Consider the following 22396-nt stretch of genomic DNA (forward strand, 5'->3'; position numbering starts at 1 on the left):
GGAGGAATGATAAAATGGCTAATTTTGAAGATTTTTTAACTTTTGATGTAAGAATTGGAACAGTAACACAGGCAGAGGAATTTAAAGAAGCGAGAGTGCCAGCGATTAAACTAGAAATTGATTTTGGGGAGCTTGGGGTCAAGCAGTCAAGTGCTCAAATTACGAAGAGATATAATCCAGAAGACTTAATCGGTCAGCAAATTGTTGCTGTTGTAAATTTTCCGCCAAAGCGTGTAGCTGGATTTAAATCGGAAGTGCTTGTATTAGGTGGAGTTCCTGAAGCTGGTGATGTTGTGTTGCTTCAGCCTAATATGGAACTGCCAAATGGAACAAAAATTAGTTAGTGTGAAGGTAGGGGGTAATATGGATATCGGACGAGAATATTTACAATGTGCCATTTCTAATTTCAAAACAACAAAGCAACAAGGAGAACGGGTACTTTCTCAATTATCATACGAACAAATACAATGGTCTTCTCATGAAGAAACAAATAGCATAGCGATTATAATGAAACATTTGCATGGTAATATGCGTTCAAGATGGACGAAATTTTTAACGTCTGATGGCGAAAAAATAGATCGTAACCGAGATGGTGAATTTGAAGGTGGCTACAATTCAAAACAAGAAGCGCTTGCTGCGTGGCAAGAAGGGTGGGAGTATGTTTTTAAAACGATGGATACTTTAACAGCAGAGCAGATTTTGCAGAAAGTATACATTCGTGGAGAAGAACACACTGTCATGCAAGCGATCGAAAGGCAAATTTCTCATTATGCTTTACATATTGGACAAATCATTTACATTGGTAAAATGTTAAAAGAAAATGAATGGGAGTGTTTAAGCATTCCTAGAGGTCAATCTACTAGTTATTTACAGAAAAAACGTTCAACGTAATAATATGAAAGAAACCGATATAAAATAGGAAGCAAAAAAATAAGCCAATTGATAGAGGGCTCCGTGAACATTAGAATGCTGCCAGCAATAAGCCCATATGTAATAAGAAAGAAACCGAAGAGTGTATTTATAGGAATAAAACGTGAGACAAATAATTGCTGATTTTTGAAACAAGTGTTATGAAACAAATAAAAGCGGAAATGCCGTGTAGAGGTAATAAGATCTTTCTTTCGCGCAATTCTTTTTTTGCATGTATGACAGATGAACGGTGGTTGCATTTCATTACGCTCCATTTTTTATATTTGTAATAATGTAAGACAAAAGTAAGTATAAAGTGTATGTTCCTATATAGGCTCCTGCAATAAGGAAAAATGGATTCAGTAAAATTCCATGAATGCTCGTCATGAAAACTAAATCTTGTATTAAAACATCGTATATATTAATGGAAATAACTGTACCGAGTACATACAGTGCAAAGTACGCAGAAATATGTAGCACAATACGAATTTTAGGATGTAAAGCAAACAAATAAAAAATAAATGATAAGACGATTGGTAATGTTCCTATTAGTAGCTTCAATTCATTTCACCTCATTAACAATATAGCCGGAATTTAAGCGGTCTATTCTCTAGAGCTTGTACATAACTTGAAATAGAGAGGGTGATAGCATGAATCGAGGCTTTTTTTACGTGAAGTTCACAAGTGTACGTAAGTTAGTTTTATTTATTATTACTACAGTACTGGCGACTTTTTTTCTTATTAGTATGATGGTAACCTCTATGAAAGAGACAAAGTCAACGTATTTATATAATTGGTTAAATGAGTTATCGATGAATGGCTACATGTACGTTATTGGGAAAGAGAATCATTATTTTACACAGGAGTACCGGAATTTGAATCAAGACTTTTCTATTTCTTCATTCCTCTTTTCGATGGCTACGAATATTCGTTTTGATGATGTACGTAGTTTTGTCGGGAAAGAGCTTCCTGGCTTTGGTAAGTACGATACAGAAATCGTTATCGCAGGTGAGGGAACAAATTATTCTAACTTACCGATAGAGTCGAGTGTTCCTCTTGAAGAAGTAGTGAAAGAACGGACTGGAGAAGGTGGACAAGCGCCAAAGCCTGATACGAATAAAGAGAAGAAACAACCAGCTCAAACGACTGGAAAAAGACAAGTTGCATTGATTTATCATTCACATAGCTGGGAATCTTATTTGCCGTTACTTAACTTAACAAATGATCCTAATCCAAATAAAGCAACGAGTTCTGTAACGAATATTTCAATAGTTGGAGATCGCTTTCGTGAACAACTGGCAAGTGAAGGGATAGGTGCTACTAATGATAAGACTAATGTCGGTCAAAAATTAATAAGTAAAGGATTAAATAGTAATAGTTCTTATAAACTGTCACGGGAAATTGTACAAGAAGCGATGGCTGGTAATAAAGAATTACAATACTTCTTCGATTTACACCGTGATAGTGCACGGAAAAATGTAACAACAAAAACAATTGGAGATAAATCATATGCTAAGCTTGCTTTTGTAATTGGGAAAGGTAACAAAAACTATGAAAAAAACTTACAATTAGCAACTGCGTTACATGAGACGATTAGTAAGAAATATCCGGGAATGAGCCGTGGTGTAATTCAAAAAGGATTCCAAACAGGAAATGGAGTCTACAATCAAGACCTATCAGGACAAGCGATATTAATTGAAGTTGGCGGGGTAGATAATACAGAGGAAGAATTAAATCGATCAATTGATGCACTTGCTAAAGCATTTGGTGAATATTTTTGGCAAGCAGAAAAAGTGAATGGATAAAGTGAAATTTGAATTAGTGGTAGGCATTGCCGATGGTTATCAGCCTACATCAATTGGGGGAAAACGTAAGTGTACAGCTTACGTTTTTTGTTTGTCATGAAATGAGGATGATAAGATGTCACATTATAGACATAATTTGTAATTGCTATAGTAATATCGAAATTTGTCTATTTATAATAGGAGAATTAGAAAGGGATTTTCGCAAAAATAGAGAAAATCTTTTTACAAGGAAAATTTTTAACTAACAGAATGGGTAGGGGATCAAGGTGATACGAGAGATTAGAGTAGAAGATGCAACATCGTTTTTGCAATTAAATAAGCAATTGGACGAAGAAACGAAATTTATGTTATACGAACTAGGAGAAAGAAAAACTACAGTAGAGCAACAAGAAAAGATGGTCCACCGTTTTATTGAAAATGAATATGCGACAATATTTGTAGCAGTTGAAGAAGAGAGAATAGTAGGGTTTATTTTAGTTAATGGAAATAATATTCAAAGAAAGAGACATGTGGCAGGCATTGTAATTGGTATTTTGCAAGAGTATAGTGGCCGAGGTATTGGAACGAGTTTGTTTAAAGAAGTGGAGAAGTGGGCAAGATTACATGATGTATGGCGTTTAGAATTAACGGTAATGGCCCACAATACAAGAGCTCAGGCACTATATAGCAAAATTGGATTTGAACAAGAAGGTGTCAAAAAATCTGCTCTTATCATCGATGGAAAAGGTATCGATGAGTATGAAATGGCCAAATTATTAAAATAAGAGGTCGTTATATGAAAAAAAGATGGGCACTACTTGGTATCGTAGCAATGATACTGATCATTGGAGTAGCAGGAATAAATTATAAGATGTACAAGGAGCAAGAGGCGAAGGAAGTAAATGTAAACAATATATTTCCGAAAGCTAAAGAAACGATTGCTAATATGGATGGGGATATCGCAGTCATTAGTAATCCAAGTTCGATGCTTGTACTTGTGAATAAAAATAGGCGTTTACCAGATGGGTATAGACCGCCAGATTTAGTTGTTCCGAAAGTACGTTACTCTAGTGAAGGTGATCAAGAGAAGAAAAAGATGAGGAAAGAGGCAGCGGTGGCACTTGAGGAAATGTTTCAGCAAGCCAATAATGAGCGGATTTTCCTTTTTGCAGTCTCTGGATTTAGATCTTTTGATCGACAAAAAGCATTAAATACAATGTATAAAAGACAAGATGGAGAAGCAAAGACAGCGATGTCTAGTGCAGTCCCTGGTACGAGTGAACATCAAACAGGACTAGCTATGGATATTACATCTCAATCTGCTAAATTTCAGCTAGAAACTGTTTTTGGGGAGACGAAAGAAGGAAAGTGGCTTTCTGAAAATGCCCATAAGTTTGGTTTTGTTATTCGATATACGAAAGAGAAAGAAGGGATTACCGGTTATCGTTATGAACCGTGGCATGTACGGTATGTTGGGAATCCGCAAGCTACATATTTATATGAAAACCAACTGACGATTGAAGAAGTAACGCAGTAATGAATTGAGGGGAGAGGGCTAAGATGACGATGTTATATAAGAAAAAGGTACATGCATATATTACGAGAGAAAAAGAAGGGGCTATGCAACTACTCGTTTTTAAACATCGTGATATACGAGAGGCTGGTATCCAAGTTCCAGGCGGGACGGTAGATGAAGGCGAAACGTTAGAGGCAGCAATTTTACGTGAAGTACAAGAAGAGTCAGGACTACGCCATTTTTGTATCGAGCGCTTCCTTTCTGATTACATTATTTATATGAAAGAAAAAAAGGAATATCAAAAACGTCATTTTTTCCACATTTCATTATTAACAGATGTGAAAGATACGTGGGAACATATAGTAAGTGCTGGTGAGGAAGACAAAGGTTTAGTATTTTGTTATGAATGGATTGATATTAACAAATGCCCTGAATTAGCAGGTAAACAAGGCGAGTTTTTACATTTGTTAGAAGAAGTATATGTAAAATAATAAAAAGAGTCTGAGGCGATATTGTATTCGTTTCAGACTCTTTTTATTTCTCTGGAAATTAAAGGTTTTTAAACTGGTGAGTTGAATTTCTTTAAAGGGATTGTAGCTGTTTATGCGAGGAGCGGAGAAAATGAAAAAGTAATAGATACACGTCATATATATAAGGGCTTATAAAAGGAGAATGAAAATGGAAATTCAGTTTAATACATTATTGCAAAAAGAATTAACAATTCATGATATTCAAAAGGAAATGGAAGCTGGGAAGTTAACTTCAAAAGAACTAGTCATGTATTATCTTCATAGAATCGCAAAGTATGACCAAGATGGTCCGAAAATCAATTCTATTTTAGAAATCAATCCGGATGCTATCTTTATTGCAGAAGCGCTAGATCATGAAAGAAAGACAAAAGGTGTAAGAGGCCTATTACATGGTATACCTGTTTTACTTAAGGATAATATTGAAACGAATGACTCAATGCATACAAGTGCAGGTACGATTGCCCTGGAACAAAATATAAGTAGTGAAGATGCATTTCTTGTTAAAAAGCTCCGAGAAGCAGGTGCGATTATACTAGGGAAAGCAAATATGACAGAGTTAGCAAACGGAATGTCTTTTGAAATGTGGGCTGGATATAGCGCTAGAGGCGGTCAAACGATTAATCCTTACGGTACAGGAAAGGATTAATCGTTTGTTGGTGGATCGAGTACAGGATCTGCCGTTGCAGTTGCTGCTAACTTTACTGTATTATCCGTTGGAACAGAGACAGATGCTTCTATTTTAAGTCCAGCTGTTCAAAACTCGGTTGTAGGTATTAAGCCGACAGTTGGTTTAATTAGCCGTAGTGGAATTATTCCGTTCACATATTCTCAAGATACAGCCGGTCCGTTTGCTAGAACGGTAACAGATGCTGCTATTTTACTAGGGAGTCTAACTGGGGTGGATGAAAAAGATGTAGCTACTCATAAAAGTGAAGGCATGGCATATCAAGATTATACATCTTATCTTGATGCTAATGGTTTAAAGGGAGCGAAGATTGGTGTTTATAGCAATGCTCCAAAAGATTATTACGAAAATGGTGAGTACGATGAAAAATTGTTTGAGGAAACGATCCAAGTATTACGTAGTGAGGGAGCGACAGTAGTAGAAGATATTGATATTCCGTCTTTTCATAGGGAATGGAGTTGGGGAGTTCCACTTTATGAGCTGAAGCACAGCTTGGATAACTATCTTTCTAAATTACCTTCTACTATTCCAGTACATTCTATTTCGGAGTTAATGGAGTTTAATAAAAACATAGCAGAAAGAGCTTTGAAATATGGACAAACTAAGTTAGAAAGAAGAAAAGATTTTCCTAATACGTTAAGAAATCCAGAATATTTAAACGCAAGATTAGAAGATATATATTTTTCGCAAAAACAAGGTATTGATTTTGCGTTGGAAAAATATAATCTGGATGCGATACTGTTCCCTTCTTATATAGGATCTACTATATGTGCGAAAGCAGGTTATCCGTCTATAGCAATGCCTGCGGGATATATGGATAATGGGAGGCCTTTTGGAATTACTCTTGCAAGTGCTGCTTTTAGTGAAGGGGCATTAATTAAACTAGCATATGCTTTTGAACAAGCGACAAAACATAGAAAAATGCCAAACTTATCGTAAATAGAAACGAGAGAAGGTTGCCTGAAATGGATTTATGGAGGCCAGCCTTCTCTTATTAATAGCTAAAAGTATTGTCGATTTCTTTTGATGAATCGATATCTCATATCGAATCGTTGATATATTGTAAGTTGTAATAGATATAATTGAAAAATCGTTGATATAAATTCATTGGACTATTTAGTTGGAAGTCTTATATAAGAAATAAATCACTTAGATACAATATGTTAAATAGAAATCTCTTTCTTTTGCAATCTCTGATGCTTTAATAAACGAAAAGACAAACAAGTAGAACATAAAATAAGAAAAGAAGCGATAATATAAATAGTACGAACACCGAAAATATCGGTAATTGTAGCTGATTTAGTTGTATACAATGTCAGCGAGGATAATACACATTTTGGAGCCTAAGTAGTAAGCTAGTGAACGTTTCGGCAATAAGAAGCCCACCTTCAAATCAATAATATTTTTCAAATTATAATCAGAAAAATATATTTTTGAAAGAATTAAATTTTTTGTCATTTTTTGAAAGGGGTTTTCGTGTATAATGAAGAATATATTAATATAGCATTATATTAATGCTTGTTGTAACAGCGAATACATATAATAGCTTGTAGCAAACGCCCCCTCTATGAGAAAGGGCGGATAAACCATTCTTTTTTTCATATACATATAGAAAATGAGAAAGAAAGTGAGGGTTGCATATGGCTGGATGGGTGATTTGGTTTATAATAGCGGGTATTTTATTTATTGCAGAAATGTTGTCGATTACGTTTTACATGCTTTGGCTTGGAATTGGAGCTGTTGTCGGAGGTCTTATTGCTTTGTTTGCTCCTGATGCACTATTTTTACAAGTTGTTGTTGGGGCGATTGTAAGTTTAACATTGACTTTCTTTACGAAAAGAATTTCTAAAAACTTTCGAGAAGCAAAAGGTTTTACTGATACAGTAGATAAACTTGTTGGTAAAAAGGGAATTGTTATGCAAACGATTACAAGCGAAGTGAACGGTATTGTGAAAGTGGATGGAGATACTTGGACAGCTATTTCGGATACTCCTATTGATGCTGGAGAAAAAGTCGTTGTTATACAGAGGCATAGTACTATTTTACAAGTGAAAAAGGAGAGTGAATAAATATGGCAGTAGCATTAACGTTAACGATTATTTTCGCATTGATTGTCGTTGTATTTATTGCATTGACAATTAAAATTATTTCTCAGCAAAAAGTTGGGGTCGTTGAAAGGTTTGGTAAATTTCAACGGATTATGCACCCAGGATTAAATATTCTAATCCCAATTGTAGACCGCGTTCGTGTATATCACGATTTACGTATTCAACAAACGAATGTACCACCACAAAAGGTAATAACGAAAGATAATGTACAAGTAGAAATTGATACAATTATTTTCTATCAAATTGTTGAACCAGAGCTTGCGACATATGGTATTTCAAACTATGAATATGGTGTTCGTAATATTACATCTGCAACAATGCGTCAAATTATTGGTAAAATGGAGCTTGATGAAACATTATCAGGTCGTGAAAAAATTTCAACAGAAATTCGTTTAGCACTTGATGAAGCGACAGAAAAATGGGGCGTTCGTATTGAACGTGTCGAAATAGTCGATATTAATCCACCAAAAGATGTGCAAGTATCAATGGAAAAACAAATGAAAGCAGAACGTAATAAACGTGCGATCATTTTAGAAGCTGAAGCAGCGAAACAAGATAAAGTCCTTCGGGCTGAAGGGGAAAAACAAAGTAAAATTTTAATGGCTGAAGGGGATAAAGAAGCGCGTATTCGAGAAGCTGAAGGTTTAAAAGAAGCAAAAGAATTAGAAGCGCAAGGGGAAGCAAGAGCGATTGAGGAAATCGCAAAAGCAGAACAAAACCGAATTGAATTACTTCGTGCAGCAGATTTAGATGAACGCGTACTTGCTTATAAATCGTTTGAATCATTAATTGAGGTTGCAAAAGGACCAGCGAATAAAGTCTTTATTCCGTCTAATGCAATTGAAACACTTGGTACTCTTGGTGCAATTGGGGAAATCTTCAAAGAAAAACAAGCGAAGAAATTACCTTCGTCAGATACAGAAAAAGAATAATAAGAGTGAGAAAGAGAAATGGGATGCCATTTCTCTTTTTTTTGCGTATATTACGAAAAGCTTGTACATATCCATGTATAAAGAAGGTGATACATTGAAAAAGTATGCAACCCGTATACATGGGAAGAAACTAATCTCGTTACTCTTTCTATATGCACTAGTCATAATTATTATTGCGTCGATTTTGACGTCGCTTTTACATACAATGAAATCGAATTACGTGAATCAATGGTTTGGAAAAGTATCGATGCAAGGTTTTGTTCAAATGATAGAAAGTGAGAATCGCTATTACGGATTTGATTATTTTAAGCAGAATAAAAGGGAGTCATTTGGAAATTTAATGTTCTCGATTGCGACGGATTTGAAAATTAAAGATTTAAGAACGTTTGTCGGTAAAGAAGTGCCTGGTATGTCAAAGTATTACTCTAACATTATCGTAGCTGGGGAAGGGACAAACTTTACGAATATCCCAAATGAATCTAGTGTACCGATTGAAGAAGTAACGAAAGAGCGAGAAGTAGCAAAAGATAAAGTTACAGAAGCTGAAAAGAATAATCCGGTTCAGAAAAAGAACGGAGCGAAAAAAGGTGAAAGTGCAGTATATATTTATCATACACATAGCTGGGAATCTTTCTTTCCGTTATTACCAGGGGCTACCGATCCATCAAGTCCAGATGTAAATGTGTCCTTACTAGGGAAACGTATGAAAGAACAACTTGAAGGACAAGGAATTCCAGTAGTTCATGATAAAACGAATATGGGGGATTTATTAGCGAGTAAAAAATGGAAATGGCCGCAATCATATAAAGCGTCTCATGAATATGTAAAAGAAACATTAGCACAAAATAATAAAATTGCGTTTCCGATTGATATACACCGTGATGATCAGCGGAAGAAGGTAACAACAAAAGTAATTAACGGGAAATCGTATGCAAGATTATATTTTATAATTGGGATGGAAAATGAAGGGCGTGCTGAAAATGAAAAAATTGCAAGAGCAATCAATAGTTATTTAGATGAAAACTATTACGGATTAAGCAGAGGAATCTTTCCAAAGTATAAAAAAGATGGAAATGGCGTTTATAATCAAGATTTATCTAAAAATGCGATGTTAATTGAAGTTGGTGGTGTTGATAATACATTAGATGAATTATATAACACAATTGATGTGTTGACGGAAGCGTTTAGTAAGTATTATTGGAATGATGCAGAGAAAGTGAATGGATGAGGGGCGGGAAACCGTTCCTTTTTTGTTATATAAAGTTAAGAATGTGATATAATGGAGTTTTGTGAATATTAAACAAGGGAGCGGAAGAAAGATGCAAATACTACTAATACGCCACGGTGAATCAGAAGCAGATATTTTAAATGTACATGAAGGTCGAGCTGACTTTGAATTAACAGAAAAGGGAAGACAGCAAGTGCAAAGACTTGTACAGAAAGTGAAAGCAGAATTTCCACCAGATTTTATTTGGGCAAGCACATTAAAACGTGCTCGAGAAACGGCTGAAACATTAGCGGAAGCGATTCAGTGCCCAATTCAATTAGAAGAGGAATTAATGGAGTTCAATAATGGAGTGCAAGCAGGTTTATCATTTGAAGAAGCGAAAAAATATCCAGAGCCAAAGTTTCTTCATGACCGGTTTGAAAACGGGGAATCATTTATTGAATTTAGAATGAGAATAGAAGGAATTTTTTCTAAAATCGTGACAGAGAATACATATGACCGAATTGCAATTGTTGCACACGGTGGTGTAATAAATAGTATTTTACGAGCGTTTTTCCAAATGCCAATTAGCATGGACTATTATTTTAAAATGGGAGATACGGGAATTAGTTTGATTGAACTTACGGATAAACAGAAAACTATTCATTTTATAAATGATACAAATCATTTAGAGGGAATGTAAGAGGATATGTACAAAGTTGTATTTTTCGATGTGGATGGTACTCTTTTAAGTGAGATTGATAGAAGTATGCATGAAAGTACAAAAGAAGCGATACAAAGGTTAATAGATAAAGAAATTCACGTAGTTGTTACAACAGGGAGACCATATAGTTTATGCTCACAATTTAAAGAGCTGGGCATAAATACGTTTATTTCTGCAAATGGTGCACATATAAAATGTGCTGATGAAGTTATACATAAATCGGTACTTTCAAGTGGAATTGTTCATGATATTTCAAATTTCGCTGAATTACATGGTCACAGTGTTTCTTATTTTACAGAGGAATTTGTAATGAATGGTATTGCCTCAAAAGACGAACGTGTAATACGAGCATTAAATGAAACGTTAAATTTAGAGCGGTATCCTGACAAAGTTAGAAACTTATCAGAAGAGATTTATTGTGTATGTCTGTATGCTGATGAAACAGAAGCTCAGAAATTCTTTGAAAGATATCCAGCACTTACGTTTGAACGTTTTCATGGTTACGTTATGAATGTGTTGGAAGATAGTAAAGTATCGAAGCTAACTGCAATTCAAAAGGTATTGGAACATCTGAAAATTTGTAAATCAGAAGCAATTGCTTTTGGTGACGGTGGAAATGATGTTGAGATGTTACAGTATGTAGGACTAGGAATTGCGATGGGGAATGGCGGAGAAGAGTTAAAAACAAGAGCAGATTTCGTTACAAAGAAGGCGAGTGAAGGTGGTATTTTATTTGCCTTAAAAAAGTTTAATGTCGTCTAACATACCTTTATTGAAATAAAGGTATGTTAGGATCTTTAACGTGCTCACATAATAAAATATGAATTTGCCCGCGATGATGATAAAAATGTGCAACGATTTCAAGCAACCATTCGAATCGAGAGTAAGAAATACCCCAATAAGCAGTCATAATTTCCGCTAATTCTTCATTGGAATAGGATAAAAAAGTTTTAGAAAGTAAATCGTACCCTTGTATCATCGTTTGCTGTATTTGAGTAATTGTTTCTGGTGTTTGTTCTATATAAAAGGTATGTAAGTCTTTTTCCGTAATACCATTTAATATGAGTAAATCAGCATGGAAAATAAGGGAAAGATGTGTGCACATTTCAAATAATGACCGCTTTGATTCAATCGGCTTTATTTTCAAATCACTTTCAGTATATTGGTTCAGTATTTGAATGGAAGTATCGATAGCAATTTTAACTTGATTCAATGCAGATGGAACAAACATTGTAATTATTCTCACCTCCGTATATAATAGTTTCTTAAGGGTATTATATCATACTCAAAATTCCGAAAATTCTAGTAGTTTGACTAGCATAGTGAAAAGTATTATATTGTAAAAGGTCATATGAAACGTGAAATAGAATGGAATGTAATTATTGAGTTAGGAGTTAGACCAATGAGCTTGAAATATGGAAGAGATACAATTGTTGAAGTTGACTTAAATGCGGTAAAACATAATGTAAAAGAATTTAAAAAACGTGTGAATGATGAAAATATTGCAATGATGGCTGCTGTAAAAGCGAATGGGTATGGTCATGGGGCAGTTGAAGTTGCAAAATCGGCTATTGAAGCAGGAATAAACCAACTTGCAGTTGCATTTGTAGATGAAGCAATTGAATTAAGAGAAGCTGGAATCACTGTACCTATTTTAATTTTAGGATATACACCAGTAGCAGCTGTAGAAGATGTAATTCAATATGACGTTATGATGACTGTTTATAGAGTAGAAGATTTACAAGGTATAGATGAAGTTGCAAACCATCTTCAAAAGAAAGTGCGAATTCATGTGAAAATTGATACAGGAATGAGCCGTATTGGTTTACAGGAAGAAGAAGTTAAACCGTTTTTTGAAGAGTTAAAACGTATGCGATATGTAGAAGTAGTAGGGATGTTTACACATTACTCTACCGCTGATGAAATAGATAAAACTTATACAAATATGCAAACAAGTTTGTTTGAGAAAGCTGTAAATACAGCGGAAGAATTAGGAATTCATTTTCCATATATTCATAGTTCAAACAGTGCAGGATCAATGGAACTTAGTAACACATTTCAAAATATGGTTCGTGTCGGTATTGGAATTTACGGTATGTATCCTTCAAGAGAAGTGGATCATACAGTTGCTTCCTTACAGCCAGCGTTGTCTTTAAAATCAAAAGTAGCTCATGTTAAACATGCGAAGAAAAATCGTGGTGTTAGCTATGGGAATACTTATGTAACAACGGGCGAAGAATGGATTGCAACTGTACCGATTGGTTATGCTGATGGTTATAATCGTCAGCTATCTAATAAAGGGCATGCACTAATAAACGGAGTACGAGTACCTGTAATTGGCCGTGTTTGTATGGATCAGCTTATGCTAGATGTTACAAATGCAATGCCAGTACAAGTAGGAGACGAAGTTGTATTCTACGGCAAACAAGATGAAGAAGAGATTGCGGTAGAAGAAATAGCAGATATGCTAGGTACAATTAATTATGAAGTTACATGCATGTTGGATAGAAGAATTCCACGTGTTTATAAAAAAAATGATGAAACGACTGCGGTTGTAAATATATTAAGAAAAAAATAAGAAAAAACTGAATCGATATAAAATGTACCCTATAGAATAGACACTGAAAAAAAGTCTATTCTATAGGGTATTTCTTGTATAATGAGAGAAAATTGGAATCGGAGAAGGTTTAAAATGACAAAAAAGCTATTTACAGAAAGAGACATTCAAATTCTATCAAATAACCCATATATAAAATCTGTAAGTCAGAAAGGTATCACTTATACAGATGAATTTAAGCGTATTTTTATTGAGGAGAATGCGAAAGGAAAACTACCCCGAAATATTTTTGAAGAATGTGGTTTTGATATAGATATGATTGGAATGAAACGAATTATGTCATCAGGAAGTAGATGGCGTGCTGCTTACAGAAAAAATGGTGTATTTGGTTTACGAGATACACGCACCGAAAACGCGGGAAGAACTCTTGAGAGAGAGCTTACGTTAGAAGAGAAGTATGCTCGTTTAGAAGCCGAACGGAACTTACTAAAGGCAGAAAATGAATTGTTAAAAAAGATCAAACTTATGGAAGGGAGGATGAGAAGGAAATAACGTTATCACCTAGTCAGAAATATATCCTGATTCGTTCTGTTATCATAAAATATAACTTAAGAAATATGGTGAGTTACTTGTGTAAAGTAGCTGGTGTATCCCGTTCGGGATACTATAATTATTTTTCCATTTCATCTCAAGAACAACGGAAACAAAAGAACGATCAAGATGAAATCGTGAAAGAAATCATATTAAAAGCACTTCGATTTAGAAATCGAAAGAAAGGGGCTCGTCAAATAAAAATGACATTGGCGGGTCATTTTCAAGTTGTCTACAATTTAAAGCGTATCCGTAGAATCATGAAGAAATATGAGATTGTCTGTCCGATTCGGAAAGCAAACCCTTATAAAAGAATGCTGAAAGCTTCAAAAGAACATCGAGTAGTGCCGAATCAATTAAATCGAGAATTTAAACAAAACACCCCAGGAAAAACACTTCTTACAGATATCACTTATTTAGTTTATGGTAAGAATAAAAGAGCTTATTTATCTACAATTTTAGATAGCTCAACCAATGAAATTTTAGCTTACCATGTTTCAGAACAGATGACATTAGACCTCGTAACAACAACTCTTCATAAACTAAAACGGAATAAGAGGATTCGATTGACTAACGGTGCATATATTCATTCAGATCAAGGAGCCCACTACACAAGCCCTACCTACCAAAAATTAGTCAAAAAGCTAAAGCTCGGACAATCTATGTCAAGAAGAGGAAACTGTTGGGATAACGCTCCACAGGAATCATTTTTTGGTCATCTGAAAGATGAAGCACATATAAAACCTTGCGAGTCTTTTACTGAGTTGAAACAAGAGATTAAGAAATATATGACGTACTATAATCACTATAGATATCAATGGAATTTAAAAAAGATGACTCCTGTTGGATACAGAAATCATCTCCTTGATGTTGCCTAACTTTTTTCAAAATGTCCTTTACAAAGGGTACAGATTAATATGATTCAGTTTTTTTATTTTTGACAAATGAAAAATGTTCTATTTATACCGTGTAGTTGTATATTGTTACATCCTACAGATTTTAAAGAGGTAATAATTTCGTCTCTAAAATAACATGCTTCCTCGATAGAAAAGTCACTCCTATTCCAACAATCCATAATAATCATACTTCGTCATAATTTCAAAACCACATTGTGTATATAGTTTTAAAGCATTGTTATTTTTCGTTTCGACGTCTAGTTCAATTGTTGAAACTCCTTCTGTAATAAGTGTATGTACCATATAACTAAGAATATCTTTACCATATCCTTTACCTTGATAAGAAGGATGAACTGCAAATCCTGATAGTGTAGTAGATTGCTCTTGCTCAGTAACTGTAATCGTTCCTATCACTTTTTCATCGATAAGAGCACTGTAAACTTGATGGGAAGATGAATTCATCATCTTTTGTAACCATGTGGATGTATTTGCTGCCGAATCTCCAAAAGCTTCACTAGCGATTTCTATAAGATCAGGAAGTAATTCAGAAGATGCAACGGTAAGATTAATATTATTTTTCATTGTTTTTTGTGCTTCGTTTGTTTTGAACTCCATACCGTATTCACTGTATAAATAAGGGAATTTCATTTGTTTTGCAAATGATTTCCCTGAAATAGAGTCACCATTAATTATAAGAAGGGCTTCATCTGCCTCTCTTTTTTGTATTTCTTTCATTGCGGTTTGTAAAAGAGTAGTGCCTATATGTTGTTTCCTATAGTTCGGATGAACAAACCCTATTAACTCCAGTTTTGTTGGTCTCTCAAAGTCATACATACTTAATGCACCGATTAATTGAGTATCATCATAAAATAGAAAATCATTTACCACTTCTATATTACGGGCAGTTAAAAAGTTTATATGTAAATCTGACGAGTAATCAATTTGATCGTGTTGTCCGCAAATATGAGATAAATCTTTCATTTGCTGAATTTCGTTTGCTGTTAAAGATTTCTTTTGTTCAATATTCATTTCATAATCCCTCTCATTCGTATTTAAAAATAGGATGGATGACGCAACCACTTGTCTAACTCCACACTGCCCTGAACAGATAATAACCGGTACAAATATCGATAGGGATGTCTACATTCTTCAAGACGAGGAATGGGCATAATGGTTTCGTAACCTTGTTTAAAAGCATGAGCCTCTTTTTCTGTAAATACATATTCTAATCCAATAAAATCAAACTCTCGTGGAGCAATTGCATAAGCTTCTGTATCTACTAAACCAGTAATAGATTGATCATCTGATAAAAACTGGGTAGGATCCATATCAATTAAAACGAGTGTAGATTCCTTCGGTGACGGCAAGGAAGAGAGCTGTGACTCAAAAGTATGAAATGCGTTTTGGATGCTCGCGTTATCGGAATAGAACCTATTTACAAGATCTTTACTGACTTTTAACATGTGAGACTTAAATTCTTCTAGTGGAATGTGGAAAGTATTTGATGGGTTTCCTATAAACTCTGCTTGAAACGAATGAATTTCTGCTAGTCCTTTTCCAAGGCTGAATAAAATAGAATCAGGTTGTCCGAAAAATGATTGCAGCGTATTTCCGGTTAGTTTTTCGACGATTACATACTCTCGCTCATTTAAAACATGTTTTTGCAAAATAGTCGGGATGGGTAAGGTAGTATGCTTTTTCAATAATGCGTGTATTGTTTCTAAATGATGTACATGCCTTGGATCAATTCCAAAAAGATTTTTACATCCCCACCAAAAATCATTGTTGGGCTCTTCAGTCATTTTTGAAGAGCGAACAATAACTTCTTCAGCTTCTGTTTTAACAAAAAATACGTCGCTTGCATGGTCTTCATAGCCTGGATGCAAAGCTTGAGCGGATAAAATAGGTGAAGTAAACAATTGTTGTAGCATGAAAGAGCTCCTTTTTCTGTAAATTCTATAAATTCATTATATAACAGAATATGTACCAAGTGGATAATGATGGGGACAACATAGAACTTAAATAAATTTATGGTGAGAAATCAGTGTGAAAATTATATTTTTCTAGTTTTGTATGAATTATCAAAATAATGTTTCTGATGATAAATCTGTAAAAATGCCTGAATGTAAATCCCGTATTTTTCAATAAATGAAAGGTTAAGCCTACTTTTATAAGAGTTATAATGTAGGTTATGAAAAATATTTCTCAATAATAAAATGAAGAGAAAAATATGAAGAAGTAGAATAGATTACTTAATAGTTTTAAATTAATTATATTAGATAGGAGAGAATATTATGGCAAATGTACTCGTAATAAATTTCCCTGGAGAAGGTCATATAAATCCGACTTTAGCTATTGTAAGTGAGTTAATTCGGCGAGGGGAAACAGTTGTTTCGTATTGTATTGAAGATTATAGAAAGAAGATTGAAGCAACAGGTGCAGAATTCCGAGTGTTTGAGAATTTCCTCTCTCAAATTAATATTATGGAACGAGTAAATGAAGGTGGGAGTCCTTTGACGATGCTATCTCATATGATTGAAGCATCAGAGCGTATTGTTACTCAAATTGTAGAAGAAGCAAAAGGGGAAAAGTACGATTACTTGATATACGATAATCATTTTCCAGTAGGACGTATTATAGCGAATGTTTTAAAATTACCTAGCGTTTCTTCTTGTACAACGTTTGCTTTTAATCAGTACATTACTTTTAATGATGAACAAGAATCGAGACAAGTAGATGAAACTAATCCATTATATCAATCTTGTTTAGCGGGAATGGAAAAATGGAATAGGCAGTATGGAATGAAATGTATTAATATGTATGATATTATGAATCATCCTGGTGATATTACTATTGTATATACTTCAAAGGAATATCAGCCGCGTTCAGATGTATTCGATGAATCGTATAAGTTTGTCGGTCCATCAATTGCTACTCGAAAAGAAGTAGATAGCTTTCCTATGGAAGATTTAAAAGATAAACAATTGATTTTCATTTCTATGGGAACAGTTTTTAATGAACAACCTGAGTTATATGAAAAATGTTTTGAAGCGTTTAAAGATGTAGAAGCGACAGTCGTATTAGTTGTTGGTAAGAAGATAAATATAAGTCAATTTGAAAACATTCCGAATAACTTTAAGTTGTATAATTATGTGCCGCAATTAGAAGTATTACAGTACGCTGATGTATTCGTGACACACGGTGGTATGAATAGTTCGAGTGAAGCACTATATTACGGTGTCCCGTTAGTTGTAATTCCGGTAACAGGAGATCAGCCTTTAGTTGCGAAACGAGTGAGTGAAGTAGGAGCTGGAATAAGGCTTAATCGTAAAGAATTAACTTCTGAATTGTTAGGTGAGACTGTAAAGAAAGTAATGTATGATGTAACGTTTAAGGAAAATAGTCGTAAAGTTGGAGAGTCACTTCGAAATGCTGGTGGGTATAATAGAGCAGTTGATGAAATATTTAAAATGAAAGTGAATTCATACTTAAAACTTAAATAAATGTTTGGAGCACACTTACTGAAATACGTAAGTGTGTTTTTATAAATAAATTACATAAAAAATCACTATAAAGGTGAAACTTTTGTGTATATAAACTGATATCTTTGAATTAGTAGTAAAATTACGTTAAAATAATACTAAGAAAATATATAAGTTTTGGGGGTAATGAATGAAAAAATTATTCGAATACGTATTATTAACAATTGGATCGATTATTGTAGCGGGCTCACTAGAGCTTATTTTAGCACCTAATGGATTAGTAGATGGCGGGGTAACGGCCATTGCTATTATGGCAAATAAAGTTGCTGGATTACCGCTTTACGGAGTATTTTTAGGGCTTAATATTCCTATTTTATTATTTACTGCAAAAGTAATGGGAAAGAAGTTCTTCATCCGTACATCCTATGCAAATGTTGTTACAACAATCGGATTGATTTATTTAAAACCATTTCCAGCAATTACGACTTCTGAATTATTGATTGTACTTTATGGAGGAGTTCTATTTGGTGTTGGTGTTGGAATCGTTGTAAAAATGGGCGGGGCAATTGATGGATCAGAAATGTTAGCTGTTTGGATGAACAAGTATTTTAAAGTACCAATTAGTACATTTTTACTTGCTGTAAATGCGGTTATTTTTGTATTTGTTGCTATTTTATTTTCAATTGAGCAAGCGATGTTCTCATTAGCAATTTTCTATATTGTTACGAAGATGATTGATTTCATATTAGACGGTATTAATCAAGGAAAGAGTGTCATGATTATTTCGAATAAAAATAAAGAAATTGGCGAACTGCTTATGAAAGAATTACAACTGTCTGTTACGTATCTACATGGAGAAGGTGGTTTTTTAGGAGAGCACCAGAGAATTATTTATTGTATTACAAACCGTTTCATTTATCCGAAAATGAAAGATCTCGTTCTCTCTGTAGATCCAAGTGCTATAATTGAAGCTTCTTATTCAACAGAAACAACTGGTGTAAAGCGTCCAGGAAGGACAGCGAAATCAGGGCAAGTATCAGAAAAATAGTGAATGAAAATAACTCCACGTAAGTGTAACTTGCGTGGAGTTATTTTTAGTTAGGGAACCAGACTTTTTTCAGTAATTTGACAACCGTTTCGATACAATCTTCTGGAATACTGCCGAAACCGAGTAATACATACGACGCCTTCCTTAAATTATGAACAGAATCGTATGTTGAGAGAGGGTACAATTTAATGTGCTGTTTCGCAGCTGCAGTAATAAGTTCTTGTTCGTTCATCCCATTATGAACGTGAAGTACGATATGAAGTCCTGATTGTTCACCGAGTATATGAACGCGAGCTCCCATTTCGTCCATGATAGATTTAACTAATGAAATGTGCTTTCTTTTATATAACGTACGAATTCGATTTATATGACGTTCCCAATCACCTTTTTGAATAAAAGTGGAAAAAGCAAGTTGCTGCATTGTAGAAACAGTTTGTTTAAACATGCCTCCGAGCTCTTTATAGGTTTTTAAAAGATGAGGTGGTAAGACGATATATCCCATTCGTAAAGAAGGTAAAAAGGATTTCGAGAAAGTTCCCATATAAATAACACGTTCCTTTGAATCCAGTCCTTGTAAAGAAGGAATAGGTTTTCCCACATAGCGGAATTCCCCGTCGTAATCATCTTCAATAATATATCCCTTGCAATCATTCGCCCATTTTAATAGTTCGAGTCTTCTAGATAAAGGCATAATAATTCCAAGTGGAAATTGGTGAGATGGAGTGACGTATGCTACATTAGCACCTGATTCACGTAAAGCTGAAATATGAATCCCTTTATCATCTAAAGGGATAGGGTGAATAGGAAGATCAGCACTTTGAATCATAGCAGTTATACGGTGAAATCCAGGGTTTTCGATTCCGTATTCTTTTTTTGAACCAAGCAGTTGAAGCAGTAACCAAAGAAGAGGCTGCGTACCGGATCCGATAATAATTTGATCAGGTGTAGAATGTACCCCGCGGGCATGATATAAATATTTTGAAATATGCTCTCGTAGAACGAACTCACCTTGAGGATCTTCTTTAGCAAATAATTCATTTTCATATTGGAATAAAGTTTCTTGTAAAGCTCTTTTCCAGTTTGTAATTGGAAAAGCTTTTTGATCAATAAGTCCTTGGCTACAATCATAGTCATATTGTTCTTTTTTTATATTGTTAGCGCTGTTTGACACAACGTGTTGTTTATTTTGAATGAAATCAATATCAACTTCCGCAACAAAAATCCCACGTTTCGGTTTACTTTCTACATAACCCTCAGCTAGTAATTGTTGATAAGCAGATTCAACAGTAATACGGCTAACATTAAGTTGTACCGCTAAATTTCTGTGAGAAGGAAGGCGTGTACCGGCAGGTAGTAATCCCTGAGAGATTTCTCGTTTCATGTATTCGTAAATTTGTAAGTAAATTGGTATTTTACTTTCTAATTGCAATGGGATAGTAAGATCCATTTTATGAATTCTCCTTTAAAAATTGGCCTTATAAAAAAGAATCAAACTGTCACTTAAGTAAGGGGCAGTTACTTCTTATAATAATGATATAACATTTAGAAAATTTTATAAATAGTTAGGGGAGAGTCATAATGAATATTAGAGAAATAGTAACAGAAGGCGAGTTCTATGAAGTATTACCCGTTTTACAGCAACTACGAACGAAACTTTCAAGAGAAGAAGCAAGTTCTTTATTTCAAAAAATGAAAGACGAAAATTATAAACTACTCTCGTTACAGAATGAAGATGACGAAGTTGTTAGTCTAGCTGGTGTAGCGATTTGTACGAACTTTTATAATGAGAAACATGTTTTCGTATATGATCTTGTAACTGCGAAAGCTCACAGATCAAAAGGGTATGGTAAGGTTCTGCTATCATATGTAGAAAAATGGGGGGAAGAAAAAGGGTGCAGTTCTATCGTTCTTACATCAGCGTTTCCAAGGGTTGATGCCCATCGTTTTTATGAAAGAGAAGGCTATGATAAGGTAAGTTATTCTTTTTATAAAGAGTTATAATACTAAGTAGGTTCTATGTGAGATAACATATAGAACCTACTTTTATTTAGAAGTATAAGATGAAGAGGGTTAATTGCTTATTTTGTCGAATAGTTTCTTTATAATTGAGACGATAATATTGAATTTAAAGAAGGTTAGGGGAGTTCATACTTGGAAAAAATTCAGAAACTATTAATCCCAAAAGGTGTAAGAGTTATCGTAATATCTGATATTCATGGCGAATTAAATCTTTTAAAGGAATTATTACATAAAGTTAATTTTAAAGATGATGATTATTTAATTATAAATGGCGACCTTTGTGAGAAGGGGAACGATAGCATTGGCGTCGTAAACTATGTGATGGATCTAGTAGTTAGCAAGTCAAATGTTTATGTTGTTGAAGGGAATTGTGAAGTTGTAGTTGAAGCGCTTGTAAATGAAAATCCTGCGCTAATAAATTATTTATGTACGCGAAAAAATACAATTTTTAATGAATGGCTAGGGAAATTGAACGTTACCGTTAATGAAGAAAGTGATATTTGTGAAGTGAAAAACATATTGATGAGCCATTTTTCAAAAGAAATAAAGTGGCTAACAGAATTGCCAACTGCTATTGAAACTGAGGAGTATATCTTTGTACATGCTGGCCTTGAAGATAGAGAGGATTGGAAACGAACAGACAGGAAAAATGCAATTGCAATACCAGAGTTTTTTAATAAGTCACATAGCGCGGATAAGTACGTAATTGTTGGACATTGGCCTGTTGTGAACTATTCCGAGGAGGCGCCGTCTAACAATCCAGTTATTGATAAGGAGAAAAAAATTATTGCGATTGATGGTGGTAATGCGATTAAAGAAGCAGGGCAATTAAATGCATTTATTATTCAGAGGATAACTTCAGGTGATACGTTTTCTTATACATATGTAGATCATTTTCCACAGTATGAAGTATTGGCTGATTTTAATGCGAATTCAGTAATGCAGGGCGGGGTTACATATCCACATTATTACATAGAACCTGTGGAGAGAATGAAAGGTTTTACCGTATGTAAACAACTAGGAACAAATGAATTACTTCATGTGAAAAACGAGTATATAAAGCAACTTGAATCAGGTGAGTATACAGTGAAAACGGATATTTCTTGTGCGCAAATCAGTATTAGAAAAGGGGATACAGTTTCTTTAATTGATGGTAGCTGCATGGGATATGATTTAATTAAAAAAGATGGAGTAGAGGGCTGGATAGAGAAAGGGATTCTACTTGAGGTAGAAAAGAAGGGAAATACAATATTTAGCTAAAATGGGAGGGATATAACCTCCTGTTTTTTATTAACTATGCTACGAGCTCGTACTTCATCCAATTTTTTCCGAAGTTCCGTTTCTAAATTAAACTCGAAAAAATTAGCGAACTTACATAAATAATTCGTATCTTATAACAAAATTATAC

Annotated in this window: 23 protein-coding genes and 3 pseudogenes; 18 read left to right on the forward strand and 8 right to left on the reverse strand. The window is 34.3% G+C overall.

Features of this window, described 5'->3' with window-relative positions; all coding sequences use genetic code 11:
* Positions 1–14: 14 nt before the first annotated feature.
* Both csaA and QCI77_RS10310 read left to right on the forward strand, forming a co-directional pair.
* Entirely contained in the window at positions 15–344 is a 330-nt protein-coding gene (gene csaA / locus QCI77_RS10305; protein WP_001263027.1) for a chaperone CsaA, read from the forward strand.
* A complete protein-coding gene (locus QCI77_RS10310) occupies positions 325–891 on the forward strand; it encodes a DUF1572 domain-containing protein (protein ID WP_088032654.1) in 567 nt (188 codons plus the stop codon). Before csaA ends, QCI77_RS10310 begins: the two co-directional genes overlap by 20 nt.
* Here the strand turns inward: QCI77_RS10310 and QCI77_RS10315 are convergent.
* Positions 864–1169 (reverse strand): permease, encoded by a 306-nt coding sequence (locus QCI77_RS10315; RefSeq protein WP_080466632.1) that lies wholly within the window; start codon positions 1167–1169, stop codon positions 864–866. The two genes, QCI77_RS10310 and QCI77_RS10315, sit on opposite strands and share 28 nt — an antisense overlap.
* 4 nt (positions 1170–1173) lie before the next feature.
* Positions 1174–1470, reverse strand: a complete 297-nt coding sequence (locus QCI77_RS10320) for a hypothetical protein (RefSeq protein WP_044444214.1) — start codon at positions 1468–1470, stop codon at positions 1174–1176.
* An 89-nt stretch (positions 1471–1559) separates the two neighbouring features.
* Here QCI77_RS10320 and spoIIP (QCI77_RS10325) point away from each other — a divergent pair, with 89 nt between their 5' ends.
* The 5 genes and pseudogenes from spoIIP (QCI77_RS10325) (at position 1560) to QCI77_RS10345 (ending at position 6363) form a co-directional block, all read left to right on the forward strand.
* Positions 1560–2714: a stage II sporulation protein SpoIIP gene (spoIIP, locus tag QCI77_RS10325; RefSeq protein WP_088032658.1), complete on the forward strand. Its 1155-nt coding sequence runs from the start codon at positions 1560–1562 to the stop codon at positions 2712–2714.
* Positions 2715–2980: 266 nt separating this feature from the next.
* Positions 2981–3478, forward strand: a complete 498-nt coding sequence (locus QCI77_RS10330; RefSeq protein WP_002141410.1) for a GNAT family N-acetyltransferase — start codon at positions 2981–2983, stop codon at positions 3476–3478.
* 11 nt (positions 3479–3489) lie between these two features.
* Positions 3490–4230: a M15 family metallopeptidase gene (locus QCI77_RS10335; RefSeq protein ID WP_002031537.1), complete on the forward strand. Its 741-nt coding sequence runs from the start codon at positions 3490–3492 to the stop codon at positions 4228–4230.
* Positions 4231–4253: 23 nt separating this feature from the next.
* Entirely contained in the window at positions 4254–4700 is a 447-nt protein-coding gene (locus QCI77_RS10340; RefSeq protein ID WP_002141412.1) for an NUDIX hydrolase, read from the forward strand.
* Positions 4701–4887: 187 nt separating this feature from the next.
* Positions 4888–6363 (forward strand): annotated as a pseudogene (locus QCI77_RS10345) (amidase family protein).
* A 224-nt stretch (positions 6364–6587) separates the two neighbouring features.
* Here the strand turns inward: QCI77_RS10345 and QCI77_RS10350 are convergent.
* Positions 6588–6713, reverse strand: a pseudogene (locus QCI77_RS10350) (MFS transporter); the annotation flags it as partial.
* Between the two features lie 351 nt (positions 6714–7064).
* Between QCI77_RS10350 and QCI77_RS10355 the strand changes: the two are divergent.
* From QCI77_RS10355 to QCI77_RS10375, 5 genes are all read left to right on the forward strand, one after another.
* Positions 7065–7493 carry an NfeD family protein gene (locus QCI77_RS10355; protein ID WP_002012470.1) on the forward strand — a complete coding sequence of 143 codons (429 nt, stop codon included), beginning with the start codon at positions 7065–7067 and terminating at the stop codon, positions 7491–7493.
* A gap of 2 nt (positions 7494–7495) precedes the next feature.
* The gene (locus QCI77_RS10360) at positions 7496–8464 is read left to right on the forward strand and encodes an SPFH domain-containing protein (RefSeq protein WP_002031527.1); all 969 of its coding nucleotides are present in this window, start codon (positions 7496–7498) and stop codon (positions 8462–8464) included.
* Between the two features lie 94 nt (positions 8465–8558).
* The gene (gene spoIIP / locus QCI77_RS10365) at positions 8559–9692 is read left to right on the forward strand and encodes a stage II sporulation protein P (RefSeq protein ID WP_002141415.1); all 1134 of its coding nucleotides are present in this window, start codon (positions 8559–8561) and stop codon (positions 9690–9692) included.
* A 91-nt stretch (positions 9693–9783) separates the two neighbouring features.
* Positions 9784–10374, forward strand: coding sequence for a histidine phosphatase family protein (locus QCI77_RS10370; protein ID WP_002086025.1), 591 nt, complete (start codon positions 9784–9786; stop codon positions 10372–10374).
* Between the two features lie 6 nt (positions 10375–10380).
* Positions 10381–11157 (forward strand): Cof-type HAD-IIB family hydrolase, encoded by a 777-nt coding sequence (locus QCI77_RS10375; RefSeq protein WP_002086022.1) that lies wholly within the window; start codon positions 10381–10383, stop codon positions 11155–11157.
* A 7-nt stretch (positions 11158–11164) separates the two neighbouring features.
* On the opposite strand, the gene QCI77_RS10380 is transcribed toward QCI77_RS10375, so the two are convergent.
* Positions 11165–11626, reverse strand: a complete 462-nt coding sequence (locus tag QCI77_RS10380) for a DinB family protein (RefSeq protein ID WP_002086021.1) — start codon at positions 11624–11626, stop codon at positions 11165–11167.
* Between the two features lie 171 nt (positions 11627–11797).
* Here QCI77_RS10380 and alr point away from each other — a divergent pair, with 171 nt between their 5' ends.
* Both alr and QCI77_RS10390 read left to right on the forward strand, forming a co-directional pair.
* Positions 11798–12973 carry an alanine racemase gene (gene alr, locus QCI77_RS10385; protein ID WP_016120086.1) on the forward strand — a complete coding sequence of 392 codons (1176 nt, stop codon included), beginning with the start codon at positions 11798–11800 and terminating at the stop codon, positions 12971–12973.
* 114 nt (positions 12974–13087) lie between these two features.
* A protein-coding gene (locus tag QCI77_RS10390; RefSeq protein ID WP_113770855.1) for an IS3 family transposase occupies positions 13088–14421 on the forward strand; the annotation gives its coding sequence in 2 pieces (ribosomal slippage) (positions 13088–13475 and positions 13475–14421; 1335 coding nt in all).
* A gap of 53 nt (positions 14422–14474) precedes the next feature.
* Here QCI77_RS10390 and QCI77_RS30920 read toward each other — a convergent pair.
* The 3 genes and pseudogenes from QCI77_RS30920 to QCI77_RS10400 form a co-directional block, all read right to left on the reverse strand.
* Positions 14475–14609 (reverse strand): annotated as a pseudogene (locus QCI77_RS30920) (class I SAM-dependent methyltransferase); the annotation flags it as partial.
* Positions 14602–15468: a GNAT family N-acetyltransferase gene (locus tag QCI77_RS10395; protein WP_353824866.1), complete on the reverse strand. Its 867-nt coding sequence runs from the start codon at positions 15466–15468 to the stop codon at positions 14602–14604. The gene QCI77_RS10395 and the pseudogene QCI77_RS30920, both read right to left, overlap by 8 nt.
* Positions 15469–15491: 23 nt before the next feature.
* Positions 15492–16370 carry a phosphotransferase gene (locus tag QCI77_RS10400; RefSeq protein WP_353824867.1) on the reverse strand — a complete coding sequence of 293 codons (879 nt, stop codon included), beginning with the start codon at positions 16368–16370 and terminating at the stop codon, positions 15492–15494.
* 363 nt (positions 16371–16733) lie between these two features.
* On the opposite strand from QCI77_RS10400, the gene QCI77_RS10405 reads away from it, so the two are divergent.
* Positions 16734–17942, forward strand: coding sequence for a macrolide family glycosyltransferase (locus tag QCI77_RS10405; protein WP_353824868.1), 1209 nt, complete (start codon positions 16734–16736; stop codon positions 17940–17942).
* A 169-nt stretch (positions 17943–18111) separates the two neighbouring features.
* Positions 18112–18969: a YitT family protein gene (locus tag QCI77_RS10410; protein ID WP_353824870.1), complete on the forward strand. Its 858-nt coding sequence runs from the start codon at positions 18112–18114 to the stop codon at positions 18967–18969.
* 46 nt (positions 18970–19015) lie between these two features.
* On the opposite strand, the gene pdxR is transcribed toward QCI77_RS10410, so the two are convergent.
* Complete coding sequence (pdxR, locus tag QCI77_RS10415; protein ID WP_353824871.1) at positions 19016–20416, reverse strand: MocR-like pyridoxine biosynthesis transcription factor PdxR; 1401 nt, start codon at positions 20414–20416, stop codon at positions 19016–19018.
* Between the two features lie 131 nt (positions 20417–20547).
* On the opposite strand from pdxR, the gene QCI77_RS10420 reads away from it, so the two are divergent.
* Complete coding sequence (locus QCI77_RS10420; RefSeq protein ID WP_340813780.1) at positions 20548–20970, forward strand: GNAT family N-acetyltransferase; 423 nt, start codon at positions 20548–20550, stop codon at positions 20968–20970.
* Between the two features lie 150 nt (positions 20971–21120).
* Positions 21121–22248, forward strand: a complete 1128-nt coding sequence (locus QCI77_RS10425; RefSeq protein ID WP_353824873.1) for a metallophosphoesterase — start codon at positions 21121–21123, stop codon at positions 22246–22248.
* Positions 22249–22396: the final 148 nt, after the last annotated feature.

Origin of the sequence: Bacillus cereus group sp. MG9 (assembly GCF_040459995.1) — a bacterium.
GTDB classification, from domain to species: Bacteria; Bacillota; Bacilli; order Bacillales; family Bacillaceae_G; genus Bacillus_A; species Bacillus_A mycoides.

What these genes read in the sequence shown, in the direction of transcription:
- QCI77_RS10395 (WP_353824866.1), bottom strand. Translation starts at nt 15,468, where the DNA reads ATGAATATTGAACAAAAGAAATCTTTAACAGCAAACGAAATTCAGCAA.
- QCI77_RS10370 (WP_002086025.1), top strand. Translation starts at nt 9,784, where the DNA reads ATGCAAATACTACTAATACGCCACGGTGAATCAGAAGCAGATATTTTA.
- spoIIP (WP_088032658.1), top strand. Translation starts at nt 1,560, where the DNA reads ATGAATCGAGGCTTTTTTTACGTGAAGTTCACAAGTGTACGTAAGTTA.
- QCI77_RS10420 (WP_340813780.1), top strand. Translation starts at nt 20,548, where the DNA reads ATGAATATTAGAGAAATAGTAACAGAAGGCGAGTTCTATGAAGTATTA.
- pdxR (WP_353824871.1), bottom strand. Translation starts at nt 20,416, where the DNA reads ATGGATCTTACTATCCCATTGCAATTAGAAAGTAAAATACCAATTTAC.
- QCI77_RS10315 (WP_080466632.1), bottom strand. Translation starts at nt 1,169, where the DNA reads ATGCAACCACCGTTCATCTGTCATACATGCAAAAAAAGAATTGCGCGA.
- QCI77_RS10405 (WP_353824868.1), top strand. Translation starts at nt 16,734, where the DNA reads ATGGCAAATGTACTCGTAATAAATTTCCCTGGAGAAGGTCATATAAAT.
- QCI77_RS10340 (WP_002141412.1), top strand. Translation starts at nt 4,254, where the DNA reads ATGACGATGTTATATAAGAAAAAGGTACATGCATATATTACGAGAGAA.
- QCI77_RS10400 (WP_353824867.1), bottom strand. Translation starts at nt 16,370, where the DNA reads ATGCTACAACAATTGTTTACTTCACCTATTTTATCCGCTCAAGCTTTG.
- QCI77_RS10335 (WP_002031537.1), top strand. Translation starts at nt 3,490, where the DNA reads ATGAAAAAAAGATGGGCACTACTTGGTATCGTAGCAATGATACTGATC.
- QCI77_RS10380 (WP_002086021.1), bottom strand. Translation starts at nt 11,626, where the DNA reads ATGTTTGTTCCATCTGCATTGAATCAAGTTAAAATTGCTATCGATACT.
- QCI77_RS10375 (WP_002086022.1), top strand. Translation starts at nt 10,381, where the DNA reads ATGTACAAAGTTGTATTTTTCGATGTGGATGGTACTCTTTTAAGTGAG.
- alr (WP_016120086.1), top strand. Translation starts at nt 11,798, where the DNA reads ATGAGCTTGAAATATGGAAGAGATACAATTGTTGAAGTTGACTTAAAT.
- QCI77_RS10355 (WP_002012470.1), top strand. Translation starts at nt 7,065, where the DNA reads ATGGCTGGATGGGTGATTTGGTTTATAATAGCGGGTATTTTATTTATT.
- QCI77_RS10360 (WP_002031527.1), top strand. Translation starts at nt 7,496, where the DNA reads ATGGCAGTAGCATTAACGTTAACGATTATTTTCGCATTGATTGTCGTT.
- QCI77_RS10310 (WP_088032654.1), top strand. Translation starts at nt 325, where the DNA reads ATGGAACAAAAATTAGTTAGTGTGAAGGTAGGGGGTAATATGGATATC.
- csaA (WP_001263027.1), top strand. Translation starts at nt 15, where the DNA reads ATGGCTAATTTTGAAGATTTTTTAACTTTTGATGTAAGAATTGGAACA.
- QCI77_RS10410 (WP_353824870.1), top strand. Translation starts at nt 18,112, where the DNA reads ATGAAAAAATTATTCGAATACGTATTATTAACAATTGGATCGATTATT.